Origin of the sequence: Caulobacter segnis ATCC 21756, from assembly GCF_000092285.1 — a bacterium.
Classification (GTDB): domain Bacteria; phylum Pseudomonadota; class Alphaproteobacteria; order Caulobacterales; family Caulobacteraceae; genus Caulobacter; species Caulobacter segnis.
In genome coordinates, this window is the sequence record NC_014100.1 from 1217753 (window position 1) to 1231678 (window position 13926).

At 68.5% G+C, this 13926-nt stretch carries 14 protein-coding genes; 10 read left to right on the top strand and 4 right to left on the bottom strand.

Annotated features, from left to right (window positions below; all coding sequences use genetic code 11):
* The first annotated feature begins 6 nt into the window (after positions 1-6).
* The 3 genes from murD (at position 7) to CSEG_RS05715 (ending at position 3834) form a co-directional block, all read left to right on the top strand.
* Entirely contained in the window at positions 7-1419 is a 1413-nt protein-coding gene (gene murD / locus CSEG_RS05705) for a UDP-N-acetylmuramoyl-L-alanine--D-glutamate ligase (protein ID WP_013078301.1), read from the top strand.
* Positions 1420-1425: 6 nt separating this feature from the next.
* Positions 1426-3279 (top strand): chloride channel protein, encoded by a 1854-nt coding sequence (locus tag CSEG_RS05710; RefSeq protein ID WP_013078302.1) that lies wholly within the window; start codon positions 1426-1428, stop codon positions 3277-3279.
* 138 nt (positions 3280-3417) lie between these two features.
* Complete coding sequence (locus tag CSEG_RS05715) at positions 3418-3834, top strand: hypothetical protein (protein WP_013078303.1); 417 nt, start codon at positions 3418-3420, stop codon at positions 3832-3834.
* Positions 3835-3868: 34 nt separating this feature from the next.
* Here CSEG_RS05715 and CSEG_RS05720 read toward each other — a convergent pair whose 3' ends face one another.
* From CSEG_RS05720 to CSEG_RS05725, 3 genes are all read right to left on the bottom strand, one after another.
* Entirely contained in the window at positions 3869-4885 is a 1017-nt protein-coding gene (locus tag CSEG_RS05720) for a sensor histidine kinase (protein ID WP_013078304.1), read from the bottom strand.
* 94 nt (positions 4886-4979) lie between these two features.
* Positions 4980-5111: a hypothetical protein gene (locus CSEG_RS23530; RefSeq protein ID WP_013078305.1), complete on the bottom strand. Its 132-nt coding sequence runs from the start codon at positions 5109-5111 to the stop codon at positions 4980-4982.
* A 3-nt stretch (positions 5112-5114) separates the two neighbouring features.
* Positions 5115-5471 carry a DUF6481 family protein gene (locus CSEG_RS05725; protein WP_013078306.1) on the bottom strand — a complete coding sequence of 119 codons (357 nt, stop codon included), beginning with the start codon at positions 5469-5471 and terminating at the stop codon, positions 5115-5117.
* A gap of 227 nt (positions 5472-5698) precedes the next feature.
* Between CSEG_RS05725 and CSEG_RS05730 the strand changes: the two genes are divergently transcribed.
* The 4 genes from CSEG_RS05730 (at position 5699) to CSEG_RS05745 (ending at position 8797) form a co-directional block, all read left to right on the top strand.
* Positions 5699-5974, top strand: coding sequence for a hypothetical protein (locus tag CSEG_RS05730; RefSeq protein ID WP_013078307.1), 276 nt, complete (start codon positions 5699-5701; stop codon positions 5972-5974).
* 98 nt (positions 5975-6072) lie between these two features.
* The gene (gene ftsW / locus CSEG_RS05735) at positions 6073-7245 is read left to right on the top strand and encodes a putative lipid II flippase FtsW (protein ID WP_013078308.1); all 1173 of its coding nucleotides are present in this window, start codon (positions 6073-6075) and stop codon (positions 7243-7245) included.
* A 1-nt stretch (position 7246) separates the two neighbouring features.
* Positions 7247-8332: an undecaprenyldiphospho-muramoylpentapeptide beta-N-acetylglucosaminyltransferase gene (gene murG, locus CSEG_RS05740; RefSeq protein ID WP_013078309.1), complete on the top strand. Its 1086-nt coding sequence runs from the start codon at positions 7247-7249 to the stop codon at positions 8330-8332.
* 153 nt (positions 8333-8485) lie between these two features.
* Positions 8486-8797: an energy transducer TonB gene (locus CSEG_RS05745; RefSeq protein ID WP_013078310.1), complete on the top strand. Its 312-nt coding sequence runs from the start codon at positions 8486-8488 to the stop codon at positions 8795-8797.
* Positions 8798-8861: 64 nt separating this feature from the next.
* On the opposite strand, the gene CSEG_RS05750 is transcribed toward CSEG_RS05745, so the two are convergent.
* Complete coding sequence (locus tag CSEG_RS05750; protein WP_041538212.1) at positions 8862-9374, bottom strand: surface-adhesin E family protein; 513 nt, start codon at positions 9372-9374, stop codon at positions 8862-8864.
* Here CSEG_RS05750 and murC point away from each other — a divergent pair.
* From murC to CSEG_RS05765, 3 genes are all read left to right on the top strand, one after another.
* A complete protein-coding gene (gene murC / locus CSEG_RS05755) occupies positions 9373-10791 on the top strand; it encodes a UDP-N-acetylmuramate--L-alanine ligase (protein WP_013078312.1) in 1419 nt (472 codons plus the stop codon). The two genes, CSEG_RS05750 and murC, sit on opposite strands and share 2 nt — an antisense overlap.
* Positions 10788-11693, top strand: coding sequence for a UDP-N-acetylmuramate dehydrogenase (gene murB / locus CSEG_RS05760; protein WP_013078313.1), 906 nt, complete (start codon positions 10788-10790; stop codon positions 11691-11693). The genes murC and murB overlap by 4 nt, the downstream gene beginning before the upstream one ends.
* A gap of 676 nt (positions 11694-12369) precedes the next feature.
* Positions 12370-13773: a M28 family peptidase gene (locus tag CSEG_RS05765; RefSeq protein WP_041538213.1), complete on the top strand. Its 1404-nt coding sequence runs from the start codon at positions 12370-12372 to the stop codon at positions 13771-13773.
* Positions 13774-13926: the final 153 nt, after the last annotated feature.

Genomic DNA, 13926 nt, shown 5'->3' on the forward strand with positions numbered 1-13926 from the left:
GCGTCGATGATCCCGGTCCGTGGTTTCGAAGGCAAGACCGTCGCGGTGTTCGGCCTGGGCCGCACCGGGCTCACGGCGGCGCGCGCCTTGATCGCGGGCGGGGCCAAGGTCGCCCTATGGGACGAGAAGGTCGCCAGCCGCGAGGCCGCCGCCGCCGAGGGCTTCCCGGTCGTCGACCTCGAGACCGCCGACTGGCGCCAGTTCGCCGCCCTGATGCTGTCGCCGGGCGTGCCGCTGACTCATCCCAAGCCCCACTGGACCGTCCAGAAGGCCAAGGCCGCCGGCGTCGAGATCCTGGGCGACATCGAGCTCTTCGCCCGCACGGTCGCCGCCGCCCCGGTCCACAAGCGCCCGAAGATCATCGCCATCACCGGCACCAACGGCAAGTCGACGACCACCGCCCTGATCGGCCACCTGTGCGCCTCGGCCGGCCGCGACACGCGGATCGGCGGCAATATCGGCCAGGGGGTGCTGGGCCTGGAGGACATGCACGGCGGCGCGGTCTACGTGCTGGAGCTGTCGTCCTACCAGCTGGACCTGACCTCCAGCCTGCACCCGGACGCCGTGGTGCTGCTGAACATCTCGCCCGATCACCTGGACCGCCACGGCGGCATGGACGGCTACATCGCCGCCAAGCGCCGGATCTTCCTGAACCAGGGCAAGGGCGACACCGCGATCATCGGCGTCGACGATCCCTGGTGCCAGCAGATCTGCACCGAGATCACCGCCGCCAACCGCCGCACCATCTGGCCGATCAGCGCCGGCAAGGCGATGGGCCGGGGGGTCTACGCCCTGCAGGGCGTGCTCTATGACGCCACCGGCGAACGCGTAGTCGAGGTCGCCGATCTCCTGCGCGCCCGCAGCCTGCCAGGCCGCCACAACTGGCAGAACGCCGCCGCCGCCTACGCCGCCGCCCGCGCCATCGGCATTCCGATGCAGGACGCCGTCGACGGCCTGATGACCTTCCCGGGCCTCGCGCACCGGATGGAGACGGTCGGCAAGATCGGCAAGGTCCGCTTCGTCAACGACAGCAAGGCCACCAACGCCGACGCGGCGCGGCAGGCCATGTCCAGCTATCCGAAGTTCTACTGGATCGCCGGCGGCGTCGCCAAGGCCGGCGGCATCGACGACCTGAAGGACCTGTTTCCGCGCGTCGCCAAGGCCTATCTGATCGGCGAGGCGGCCGAGCCGTTCTCCTGGACCCTGGCCGGCAAGGCCGAAGTCGCCATGAGCGGCACGCTGGAGCGGGCCGTCAGCCAAGCCTATGCCGACGCCGCCGCCAGCGACGAGGAGGCTATCGTCCTGCTGTCGCCCGCCTGCGCCTCCTTCGACCAGTTCAGCGACTTCGAGGCGCGGGGCGAGGCGTTCCGCGCCGCGGTCAACGGCCTGGTCGGCGGCGGCAAGGCCGCTGTGGCCTAGACGATCATGAGCGAGCCGGCGGAGACGACCAAGCCCGATCCCGCCGCCGCCTCCCGTCCCTGGCGTCGGGTGCTGCGCACCGCGCTGACCGAGCGCGCCGCCTTTCGCGACGCCCGCCGTCAGGCCTTGCCGTGGCTCGCCTGGCTGCGTCGCCGCACCCGTTCGTCGGAGCTGTGGCTGATCGCGGTGGCCACGGTCGTGGGGTCGACCGCCGGCGCTCTGGCGGTGCTGCTGGAAAAGCTCGCGCATTCCACGCAGGTCTGGCTGTTCGCCTTCGATCCGAATGAGCGCCTGTCGGCCCAGGCCATGGTCGAGCCCTGGCGCCTGCTGGCCATTCCCCTGGGCGGCCTGCTGTTGGGCCTGTTCACCGCCCTGGTGCTGCGCTTTCGTCCCAGTCCCGCCGTCGACCCGGTGGAAGCCAACGCCCTGCACGGCGGGCGGCTGTCGATCCGCGACAGCGCCTTCATCTGTGGCCAGACCCTGATCTCCAACGGCTGCGGCGCCTCGGTGGGCCTGGAAGCCGCCTACGCCCAGGCCGGCGGCGCGGCGGCCTCGTGGGTGGGGCAGAAGCTGAGCCTGCGGCGCGGCGACCTGCGGATCCTGGTCGGCGCCGGCGCGGGCGCGGCCATCGCCGCGGCGTTCGGCGCGCCGCTGACCGGCGCCTTCTACGCGTTCGAGATCGTCATCGGCGCCTATACCGTCGCCAACATCGCGCCCGTCGCGGCGGCCGCCCTGGCCGGCGTGCTGGTCGCCAAGGCGCTAGGCTCCACGCCCTATCTGATCAAGACCTCGGTCGTCGCGATCAGTTCGTGGACCGACTACCTGATCTACGGCCTGCTGGGCCTGGTCGCGGCGCTGTTCGGCGTGGCCTTGATGCGCGCCGTGGCGGTCGCCGACCGCTGGGTCGCCAAGGCCGCGCCACCCCGCTGGGCGCGACCGGCGATCGGCGGTCTCGCATTGGCCGCCATGGCGATGGTCACGCCCCAGACCCTGTCGGGCGGCCACGGGGCGCTGCACCTGGATCTCAACGGCGACCTGCCGCTGAAGCTTCTCCTGATGCTGATCCTGATGAAGTCCGTGGCCTCGATCATCTCGCTCAGCTTCGGCTTCCGGGGCGGTCTCTTCTTCGCGGCCCTGTTCCTGGGCGCGCTGATGGGGCAGTCCTTCTCGGACCTCGTGAACCTGGTGGCCGGGGAGGGGCGGCTGGATCCTATCGCCGCCTCGCTGGTCGGCATGGGCGCGCTGGGCGTGGCCATCGTCGGCGGCCCCTTCACCATGTCGTTCCTGGTGCTGGAGGCTACGGGCGACTTCACGATCACCGCCGCCACCCTGGCCGCGTCGCTGATCGCCAGCGCCGTGGTGCGCGAGACCTTCGGCTATTCGTTCTCGACCTGGCGGCTGCACCTGCGCGGCGAGACCATCCGCAGCGCCCACGACGTCAGCTGGATGCGCAACCTGACGGCCGGCAAGATGATGCGTCGCGACGTCAAGACCGTCCCCGCCGCCACCAGCCTGGCCGAGTTCCGCCGCCGCTTCCCGCTAGGCTCGACCAAACGCGCCGTCCTGACCGGCGAGACGGGGCGCTACGCCGGGATCGTCGCCACGGCGGCGGTCTACGCCCAGCCGCCGGAAAGCGAGGCGCCGCTCGCCTCCCTGGCCGCCAACGCCGACATCGCCCTGGCGCCCGAACTGTCGATCAAGGCGATCATGACCGCCTTCGACGAAACCGGCGCGGACGAGCTGGCCGTCGTCGACGAGGCCGGCGAGGTCATCGGCCTGATCACCGAAGCCCATGTCACGCGGCGCTACGCCGAAGAGCTGGAGAAGGCGCGGCGGGAGCTGACGGGCGATACGGGGTAGGGGCGGGCGCGCGACGCCTGTTCTCCGCACACTCGTGCAAGCGCAGAGTTAGACCCGTGGCGGCGCGGCGCCTTGCGATGCTAAAGGCGAACGTTATCCTTGCTCCACGCTCTAACCAAAGAGGGAACTGGCGACGCCATGAGCGAGGAGCTCCCCACCTTGAAGAGCGCAGACATTCCCGCTGGGAAGAACGAGGCGGCGTCCCGCGCGGAACTGGCGGAACCCGCGCTCGCCTATGATTACTTCAAGAGCATGGCCTCGATTAGCGTGGCGACGCTGGGCGGCATTCTGACCCTTGGAGGAACGGTCTTTGGCGCGCGGATCGCTCCCTGGCAGATGGGGATATCGGCGCTGGCCGTGGCGCTCTCCGGCTTGCTCGCCCTGCAGGCCCAGACGGACATTATGCAGCTCCGCCAGGGCGTGAAGCCGCCACTCAACAGTTCGCGCGCGGCGCTTCGGCTGGTTCCGGCGTTGTTCGGCTTGGGTCTCGGAATCTTCCTGGCGTTCTTGCTGCTGTCCTACTTCGCGCCTGGCGTCGCCGCTCGGCTACGATGAGAGGCTCCTTATCCATGACTAAAGAGAGAGTGAACTAGCCCAGCGGCATGAACGCGTCCGCCTTGTCGAGGGACGACAAGGGCGCGTCGATCGCGCAGCGCAAGCCTTCGGCCCGATAGTCGAGCGAGACGGTTCCGGCCAATTCGCCGGGCAGGGCGGTTTGGACGATGCGCGAGCCAAAGCCGCGGCGTTCAGGCGGTTGCACGGGCGGACCACCGCTCTCACGCCATTCGATATGCAGATGATCCTCGGGCTCGATCGTCCAGGTAACGTCCACATGGCCTGCGGCCGCCGACAGGGCGCCGTACTTCAGCGCGTTGATCGCCAGTTCGTGGAAGGCCAGGGCCATGATCACGGCCGTCTTGGGCGAGACCTTCAGGTCGGGACCCGTCACGGTCAGCTGGGCCGGGTTCGAGCGGTAGGGGGTCACCGAGCCGTCGACGATCTGGCGCAGGCTGGCGGCCGACCAGTTCTGGTCGGTGAGCACGTTGTGGGTCGCGGCGATCGCCATCAGCCGGCCCTCCAGCGCGTCGCGCACGGCGCCGTCGACCCCGGCGTTGCGCAGGGACTGCTTGGTGATCGACTGGATGGTGGCCAGGGTGTTCTTGACCCGATGGTTCAGCTCGTTGACCAGCAGCTGGCGATGGCGTTCGGCCAGGCGCGCGCTGGTCACGTCGCGCGAGGTCGCCAGGACGCGCACGACCCTGCCGTCCACCAGAATGGGCGAGACCATGGTCTCCCACCATCGCGGCGCGCCTTTGGCGGTCGGGTTGTAGGCGCGGAAGGCCACCGCGCGGCCCTCTAGCGCGGCCTGGAGCGCCGTCTCGACCGCGGCGCGACTTTCCGCGTGCCACATGTCCGGCCAGTAGCGATCACGGTTGTGGGCCTCGAAGTCATCGATTTCCAGCAGCTGCTTGCCGCGGGTGTTCATGTATTCGATGCGACCGGCGGGGCTAATGACGCGAATGCAATCCTGGCTGGCCTCGACGACGCTCAGGAAATACGCGCCGACGCCTTCGAGAACCGTTTCGTCAGAGTCGCCGTCCGCCACAGATCGCTCCCCCTATGGGGGGCATGATTACCTTCCCGTGTGGGAATTCAAGCGAAGCCTTGTCCGGATGTTCGCCGGAGCAAGGCCCCACCCTCTAGGCGTCGCTGCTCGACGCGTCCTCGTCAGAGGCGGGCGGTCGCTTGGCGGCCGCCTTCTCCGCGGCCTTGGCGGCCTTCTGGCGCTCGCGCTCCTTGCGCTCGAAATCGTAGTTCGGCTTGCGCGCCATGGATCACCTCGCCTTGCGGGCGGCGTAGCGCGCGTCGCGCTTGGCCTTGGCTTCGGCGGCCGAGAGAGCCTTGCGTTCCTTGCGCTCGCCACGCTTGGCCGCGAGGCTGTCCGCCGCGAGGGCGACTTCGGCGTCGATCACGGCCTGGGCCGCGTCGGCGACCGACTGACGGCGGGCGGTGCGGGCTTCGTTCCGCTCCTGCCGAACGCGGGTCAGTTCGGCCGCGCGCAGGGTGTCGCGCTCATCGAAGCGCGGGTCGGTGTTGGTTGGGCGCGGCTTGAACTTGGCCAGCAGCGCGGCCTTGGCGGCGGCGGCAGTCTTCTGCCGTTGCGAATGGTCGATGTCTTGCGATGAAAGCATGAGCTCTTTCTTGGGAGCGAACGGAATTCGTTCGTCATTTCGGGGCGGGCCTGAAAAAAGCGCGCCACACGTTTTAGAAAAATAACATACAATCGCGTCGTGATCTAATTGTTTGGTCTGTCGCGACCAATATACCGCTCCCTTGAGGCGGTGATTTCTGATTTATATTTTATGAAATTTCGTCCGAACGGTGTAGAAAAAGACCTCCAATTGTGAGGTTTTTATTTATGGCGCTGACCAAGACACCCAAGCTGCCGCGTACGGGGCAGGGCGCGTTGGGGCTGGCGGGCGAAGAGCAGGCGGTGGCTTTCTCGGTTCTGTTCGCCGACGGCCAAACCGCCAAAAAGGGCGGCAAGGGCAGCGTGATGGCGGAGCCCGATCTGTTGCGGCGGGCCTTCCGGGCCGGCGAATGCCGGCTGACCCTCGACGACGGCGTCGTCCTTCGGGTCGCGGTGATCGCCCACACCGAAGGCGGCGACACCGCCTATTTCGAGTTGCGGTAGGGCGGGGAGCGCGCGAGCCTCCCATCTATCCGCGCTTTTCCACCGCATGGCCGTGGTCAAGCAAGGTTTGATTAACCCTGCGGTCCGAGTCTCCGCGCATGGCCTCCAACGCGACACACGCCTTCGCCCGCACCGACCGCACCGCGCTCGGCCTGTGGTGGTGGACGACGGACCGCTGGCTGCTGGGCGCGACCGCCATCCTGGCGACGTTGGGCATGCTGCTGTCGTTCGCCTCGAGCCCGGCGGCCGCCCAGCGCATCGGCATCGACGACCAGTTCCACTTCGCGATCCGGATGTGCTTCTTCGCCAGCGCCTCGTCGGTGCTGATGCTGGTCGTGTCGATGCTGTCGCCCAAGGGCATCCGCCGCGCGGCGTTCTTCATCTATATCGGCGCGATCGCGATCATGATCGCCCTGCCGTTCGTCGGGCACAACGCCAAGGGCGCGACCCGCTGGCTGCAGTTCGGCGGCTTCACCCTGCAGCCTTCCGAGTTCATGAAGCCGGCGCTGATCGTGCTGGTCTCGTGGATGTTCGCCGAAGGCCAGAAGGGCGAGGGGGTGCCGGGCGTCTCGATCGCCTTCCTGCTCTATTTCATCGCCGTGGCCCTGCTCTTGGTGCAGCCCGACGTCGGCCAGACGGTGCTGATCACGATTGCGTTCGGCGCGGCCTTCTGGATGGCCGGCGTGCCGATCTCGTGGATCATGGGACTGGGCGGCGTCGCGATCGCGGGGCTTTGCTCGACCTATTTCCTGTTCGACCACGTCCATGCGCGGGTGCAGAAGTTCCTCAGCCCCGACCAGGCCGACACCCATCAGATCACCCGCGCCGCCGAGGCCATCCGGGCCGGCGGCCTGTTCGGCCGGGGGCCGGGCGAGGGGGTGATGAAGCGCCACGTGCCCGACCTGCACACCGACTTCATCTATTCGGTCGCCGCCGAGGAATATGGGCTGGTGTTTTCCTGGGCCCTGATCGCGCTGTTCGCCTTTGTCGTGGTGCGCGGCCTTTACAAGGCCATGAAGCTGAACGACCCGTTCGAACAGGTCGCGGCCGCCGGTCTTTTCGTTCTTTTGGGGCAGCAGGCCATCATCAATATCGCGGTGAACTTGAACATGATCCCGACCAAGGGCATGACGCTGCCGTTCATCAGTTACGGGGGCTCTTCGATGCTCGCGATGGGTTTGACGCTGGGCATGGCCCTGGCCTTGGTGCGCAAGCGTCCCGGCGCTTACGGCGTGACGGGCGAACTCGCCCCTCAGGGCGCCTACGCCTGACATGAGCAAGCTGGCTGTCGTCGCCGCCGGGGGAACCGGCGGACACCTGTTTCCCGCCCAGGCCCTGGCCGAGGCGCTCGCCGCGCGCGGCTGGCGGATCGTCCTGGCCACCGACGAGCGCGGCGCGCTCTACGCCGACAAGTTCCCGGCCCAGGAGCGCCTGGCCCTGTCGGCCGCCACCGCCAAGGCCAATGACCCGCTGGGCATGGTCAAGGCCGGCTTCGTGGTGCTTCAAGGCGTGATGGAGGCCCGGGCGGCGTTCAAGCGCCTGGACCCGGCCGTCGTCGTCGGCTTCGGCGGCTATCCTGCTCTGCCGGCCCTTCTGGGCGCGCTCAGCCAGGGGCGGCGCACCGTTATTCATGAACAGAACGCGGTGCTGGGCCGCGTCAACCGCTTCCTGGCGCCGCGCGTCGACGAAGTGGCGTGCGCCTTCCCGATCCTGGAGATGGCCAAGCCGGGCGTGAAGGCCCGCGCGCACGTGGTCGGCAACCCGGTTCGTCCGCCCGTGCGCGAGCTCTACGACACGCCGTATCTGCCGCCGGAAGTGCAGCTGCGCGTTCTGGTCACTGGCGGCAGCCAGGGCGCGCGCCTGCTCTCCGAGCTGATCCCCGAGGCGGTGGCCAAGCTGCCCGAGGACCTGCGCTCGCGGCTGAAGGTCTTCCAGCAGGCGCGGCCCGAGAGCATGGAGCAGGCCCGCAAGACCTATCGCAACGCCATGGTCGATTGCGAGGTCGCGCCGTTCTTCCGCGACATGGCCGGCTATCTGCGCCAGTCGCACCTGGTGATCGGCCGTTCGGGCGCCTCGACCTGCACCGAGCTGGCGGTCGCGGGGCGCCCGTCGATCCTGGTGCCGCTGAAGATCGCCGCCGACGACCACCAGCGCTTCAACGCCAAGCTCCTGGAGGAGGCGGGCGGCGCGGCCGTGTGTCTCGAAGACGAGCTGACCGTCGACGCCATGGCCGGCGCCCTGAACGCCCTGCTCAAGGATCCGGAGCGTCTGGGGCGGATGGCGGCCGGGGCGCGGTCGGTGGCCAAGCCCGACGCGGCCGAGGCGTTGGCGGACCTGGTGGAGCGCACGGCGCGCTAGGCCGTCTCGGGCGCGGGCGGCTTAATCTTAACGCCCCCGCGCCGTTCACTATATTCGCGAACAATTAACCGCGATGCTTGGCCGTTCATTAGCTCTTCTCTGCGACAAAGCGCCCATCAGTTTGGTTCGCCGAAACAAAGGGATGGGCGCCTTATGAAATTCTCGATCGCGATCGCCGCGGGTCTCGCTGGCAGCTTCTTCGTCGCTCAGGCCGCTTCGGCCGCCGGCGGTTTCGAAGACCAAATGGGCCGCTGCCTGCAGCAGTTCGCCAACACCCGCGATGCGGCCCAGGTCATGCTGGAGTGCAACGCCGTGGACGGCAAGCTGTCGGACTGCAAGGTCGTCGACAACAGCGCCGGCGGCAAGGGCTTCGACAAGGCCGCCATGTGCATCGCCGAGAAGCTGCCGATGGGCGCCAAGACCGGCACCGTGAAGGTTCCGTTCCGCTTCCCGGGCGGCGCGTAAGCTTCGCTTAGGTTTCGAGACTAAAAGAGCCCCTGCCGGTCCGCCGGCGGGGGCTTTTTCGTGTTCAGGGCTCGGCGCCCGTCTCGATCAGCGGCCGCCCGAGCCTCACGGCCTGCTCGACGCTGGCCGCCACCGGAACCGTCGCGAACGGTTTCCAGCCATCGCAGACCACCTTGGCCACGGCCTCGTCCGCGCTTCCCGCCGGCAGGGGCTGGGCCGGACGCTGGTCGCCGGTCAGCGGGCCTTCGCGCCCGCCCGCCCGGATGCTGGAAAAGCCGGCGTGGGCTATGGTGCGAGCGTCGCAGTCGATGACCTCGTGACGCCAGCCGCCCCAGAATTCCTCCGCGCCCGCCTTGAAGCCGCCCTCGGCGACCTGCAGCACGCGAAGCTTGGCCACGCGTCCCGTCCGCTTGACGCTTCCCAGGTCGACGAAGGTGGCGAAGCGGCCGACGTCGGCCAGCCGCAGCTCAAGCGGGGCTGACGGGGAGGCTGTCTGGGCCATCGCCGGCCCCGTCCACAAAGTGATGGCCAACAGGGCGTTTCGCGCCGCGCGGAATTGGTCTAATCGGCTCGTCATGATCCAGCGTCGACGCCCCGTCCCCTTCGAACTCGGCCCCGTGCACTTCATCGGCATCGGCGGCATTGGCATGTCCGGCATCGCCGAGATCATGCTGCGTATCGGCTACACCGTTCAGGGCAGCGACGCCAAGGCCAGCGCCAACACCGAACGGCTCGAGAAGCTCGGCGCGCGCATCTTCATCGGCCATGACGCCGCCCACGTCGAGGGCGCCTCGGCGATCGTCTATTCGACGGCCGTGAAGGCCGATAACCCGGAGATGGTCGCCGGCCGCGACAAGCGCCTGCCCTTGGTGCGCCGCGCCGAGATGCTGGCCGAGCTGATGCGCCTGCAGTTCTCGATCGCGGTGGGCGGCACGCACGGCAAGACCACCACCACCTCGATGGTCGCCACCCTGCTGGACGCCGGCGGAATGGACCCCACCGTCGTCAACGGCGGCATCATCAACGCCTACGGCACCAACGCCAAGGTCGGCGAGGGCGACTGGATCGTCGTCGAGGCCGACGAAAGCGACGGCTCGTTCCTGCGCCTGAAGTCGACGGTGGCGATCGTCACCAACATCGACGCCGAGCACCTGGATCACTGGGGCGACTTCGAGGCCGTGAAGAAGGGCTTCCAGGACTTCATCCAGAACATCCCGTTCTACGGCTTCGCCGCCGTCTGCACCGACCATCCGGAAGTGCAGGCCCTGACCTCGCGGATCGAGAACCGGCGCCTGGTCACCTACGGCACCAACCCGCAGGCCGAGGTGCGGGTCTCCAACATCGAGATGGGCCCGGACGGCGCCAAGTTCGACATCGTCGTCTCGCCGCGCGACGGCGAGGTCGTCCGCTACGACGGCCTGAAGATGCCGATGGCCGGCCATCACAACGTGCTGAACGCCACCGCCGCCGTGGCCGTGGCGCGCGAACTGGGCGTGGACGCCGAGTCGATCGCCAAGGGCCTGGCCGGCTTTGGCGGGGTCAAGCGCCGCTTCACCACGACCGGCGTCGCCAACGGGATTCGCGTCGTCGACGACTACGGCCACCACCCGGTCGAGATCGCGGCCGTGCTGAAGGCCGCGCGCGCGGTGACGCAAGGCAAGGTGATCGCCGTGGTCCAGCCGCACCGCTACACGCGCCTGCGCGACCTGATGACCGAGTTCAGCTCGTGCTTCAATGACGCCGACACGGTGATCGTGGCGGATGTCTACACCGCCGGCGAGCAGCCGATCGAGGGCGTCAATCGCGACGCGCTGGTCGAGGGGCTCAAGAAGTTCGGCCACCGCCGCGCCCTGCCGCTGGAAAGCCCCACGGCCCTGCCGCGCCTGATCGCCGCCGAGGCGACCAGCGGCGACCTCGTCGTCCTGCTCGGCGCCGGCGACATCACCACCTGGGCCTACGCCCTGCCGGGCCAGTTGGAAGCGCTGTCCAAGTGAGCTGGAAGACCCATCTCCCGACCGTCCGCGGCAAGCTGCTGATCGACGAGGCCCTGGCGCCGTTCACCTGGTTCCGGGTCGGCGGCCCGGCCGACGTGGTGTTCCTGCCGGCCGACGAGCAGGACCTGTCGGACTTCCTGAAGGCGCTGGATCCCGCCGTGCCGGTCATGGCGATCGGCGTCGGTTCGAACCTGCTGGTCCGCGACGGCGGCGTCGACGGCGTGATCATCCGCCTCGGCAAGGGTTTCAACACGGTCGAGCCCCTGGGCGACAACCGCATCAAGGCCGGCAGCGCCGTGCCGGACGCCATCCTGGCCCGCAAGGCGGCGGAGGCGGGGATCGCGGGGCTGGAGTTTTACGCCGGCATTCCGGGCACGATCGGCGGCGCGGTGATCATGAACGCCGGCTGCTACGGCTCCGAGACCGTCAATGTGGTCAAGTCGGTCCGGGTCATGGACCGTGCTGGCGTCGTCCGCGAGCTGGCGGTCGAGGACCTGCACTACACCTATCGCCACAGCGCCCTGCAGGACGGCGAGACCGTGATCGTGCTGGACGCCGTGTTCGAGGGAACCGCTGACGAACCTGAGGCGATCAAGGCCCGCATGGCCGAAATCACCGCCCGCCGCGAGACCACCCAGCCGATCCGCGAAAAGACTGGCGGCTCGACCTTCAAGAACCCGCCGGGCCACTCGTCGTGGAAGCTGGTGGACGAGGCCGGCTGGCGCGGGAAGCTGTTTGGCGGCGCGATGTTTTCGCCCCTCCACAGCAACTTCCTGATCAACACTGGCGAGGCGACGGCGGCGGACCTTGAGGGGCTGGGCGAGGCGGTCCGCGCCGACGTGAAGGCCAAGACCGGCGTCCAGCTGGACTGGGAAATCAAGCGGATCGGACGGACGGGGTAGGGATTTAGTTCCTCCCCCGCGATGCGGGGGAGGTGGCCCAGAGGGCCGGAGGGGGCTAGCGTGGCCGACTTCCAGTTCGCCCCCTCCGTCGCTCCGCGACACCTCCCCCGTGTCACGGGGGAGGAACTTCACGAGCGTTCGCAGCGCTCTATCATCCGCGTATCCGGAATCGAACTGAGCGATTTCAACGACTTATCATTTTTACACGCCGCTCTGTGATCCGCGTTGAAACCCGTTCCATACTGATCTCACCCGATAGCGCGGAAGGGACGTCCGGCCGGCGATCGTGACGGCTGTCGGGGGTGGTCGAGCGGGACTCTAGGTTCGGGCTGAAATCGCCCGGACGGTCCGGGGACCGGGGTCGCCAGCCCCGGCCCGCCCGCCGGGGGCCTCTTTCGGAAGCGGGTTAAAACCCCGCGCGTCGAAGGCTCACCGGATAACGATCGCGCGGAGCGTCTAGGCTTCGTCGAAACGGTAACACCTCTATCCTCATCCGGACGAATGTCCGGGCGCTCCGCATCCCCTTCCAAACCTTCAGCGGCCCGCCGCGTGAAGCGGGAAAGTCGTGCGACTGCTCAGTTCCTGAGCTTGCAGCCTCTCTAGCGCACGTCGGCCCATTGCTGACTCCCCGTGGCGCGAACGGGTGCTATGACTGCCGCGTCATTGGGGAGAGTTCTTGCTCATGTATCGTCGCTTGCTGGCCGCTTCGGCCGTTTTCGCCCTCCTGTCGGGCGCCGCCCACGCTCAAGACGTCCGCACCGCCGAAGCGCTGCGTGACAAGGCGCTGCTGGACCGCACCGCCTGGGACATCACCGAGGACCTGACCACCAGCATCGGCCCGCGCGTCGTGGGCTCGCCGGCCATGGAGCGCGCCAAGGACTGGGCCGTCGCCAAGTTCAAGGCCCTGGGCTTCACCAACATCAAGGTCGAGGAATTCGCCAAGCCGTCCTGGACGCGCGGCGAGGAGAGCGCCCAGCTGGTCGCGCCCTATCCGATGAAGCTGGACATCGTGGGCCTGGGCCGCACCGTGTCGACCCCGCCCGGCGGCATCGAGGCCGAGGTCGCTCTGTTCCGCACCTACGCCGAGATGATCGCCGCCCCCGAGGGCTCGCTGAAGGGCAAGATCGCCGTCATCACCCAGCCGATGGTCAAGGCCCAGGACGGCTCGGGCTATGGCGTGGCGGGGATCTCGCGCCGCGCCGGTCCGGTCGAGGCGGCCAAGCGCGGGGCCGTGGCCCTGCTGATCCGCTCGGTCTCGACCTCGGACTCCACCGTCCCCCACACCGGCATGACCGCCTTCGGCGACCAGGTCGTCACCATTCCGGCCGCCGCCATGGGCGTGCCCGAGGCCGAGCAGCTGGAGCGCCTGGCCAAGAAGGGCCCGCTGCGCATCAAGCTGAAGCTGGCCTCGACCACCGATCCCAACGACGTGGCCTGGAACATCTCGGGCGACATCAAGGGCTCGGAAAAGCCCGACGAGGTGATCGTCATCGGCGGCCACCTGGACAGCTGGGACGTCGGCACCGGCGCGCTCGACGACGCCACCGGCATCGGCATCACCACGGCCGCGGCCAAGCTGATCGGCGACCTGCCCAAGCATCCCAAGCGCACGATCCGCGTCGTGATGTGGGGCTCGGAGGAGAGTGGCGGTTCGTCGGAAGCCTATCTGGCCGCGCACAAGGACGAGGTCTCCAAGATCGTCCTGGCCGGCGAAAGCGACAGCGGCGCCGACCGCATCTATTCGCTGAAGCTGCCGGCCGGCGCGGCCAAGCATCCGATCGCCACCACGGCGGCCAATGTGCTGGCTCCGCTGAAGATCTATGTGAACCAGCAGCCGGCCGCACACGGCGGCGCCGACATCGCCGGCCTGGAGTCGGCGGGCGTGCCGTCGATCGAGCTGGAGCAGGACGCCAGCCGGTACTTCGACTACCACCACACCGCCGACGACACCTTGAACAAGGTCGATCCGCTCCAACTGGCCCAGAACGTCGCGGCCTGGACCAGCCTGATCTACCTGGTCGCCGACAGCGACATCGACTTCCGCGCGCTGAAGCCGGCGGGGGCGGCGGCGACGCACTAAGCATCCACAAACCTTGGCTCTCCCTTCCCCCTTGATGGGGGAAGGGCAGGGATGGGGGTGTTGGCACGGCCTGTCCGCCTCTCTAGGAAGGGCGGTAAGGCGTCCGACGCGGCGCGATCACCCCCACCCAACCCTCCCCCATCAAGGGGGAGG

Bases quoted from the DNA above. Each gene is read 5' to 3' on its own strand.
- CSEG_RS05730 (WP_013078307.1), top strand. From the start codon at position 5,699: ATGGCGCTGACCAAGACACCCAAGCTGCCGCGTACGGGGCAGGGCGCG.
- murG (WP_013078309.1), top strand. From the start codon at position 7,247: ATGAGCAAGCTGGCTGTCGTCGCCGCCGGGGGAACCGGCGGACACCTG.
- murC (WP_013078312.1), top strand. From the start codon at position 9,373: ATGATCCAGCGTCGACGCCCCGTCCCCTTCGAACTCGGCCCCGTGCAC.
- CSEG_RS05710 (WP_013078302.1), top strand. From the start codon at position 1,426: ATGAGCGAGCCGGCGGAGACGACCAAGCCCGATCCCGCCGCCGCCTCC.
- ftsW (WP_013078308.1), top strand. From the start codon at position 6,073: ATGGCCTCCAACGCGACACACGCCTTCGCCCGCACCGACCGCACCGCG.
- CSEG_RS05715 (WP_013078303.1), top strand. From the start codon at position 3,418: ATGAGCGAGGAGCTCCCCACCTTGAAGAGCGCAGACATTCCCGCTGGG.
- CSEG_RS05750 (WP_041538212.1), bottom strand. From the start codon at position 9,374: ATGACGAGCCGATTAGACCAATTCCGCGCGGCGCGAAACGCCCTGTTG.
- murD (WP_013078301.1), top strand. From the start codon at position 7: ATGATCCCGGTCCGTGGTTTCGAAGGCAAGACCGTCGCGGTGTTCGGC.
- CSEG_RS05725 (WP_013078306.1), bottom strand. From the start codon at position 5,471: ATGCTTTCATCGCAAGACATCGACCATTCGCAACGGCAGAAGACTGCC.
- CSEG_RS05745 (WP_013078310.1), top strand. From the start codon at position 8,486: ATGAAATTCTCGATCGCGATCGCCGCGGGTCTCGCTGGCAGCTTCTTC.
- CSEG_RS23530 (WP_013078305.1), bottom strand. From the start codon at position 5,111: ATGGCGCGCAAGCCGAACTACGATTTCGAGCGCAAGGAGCGCGAGCGC.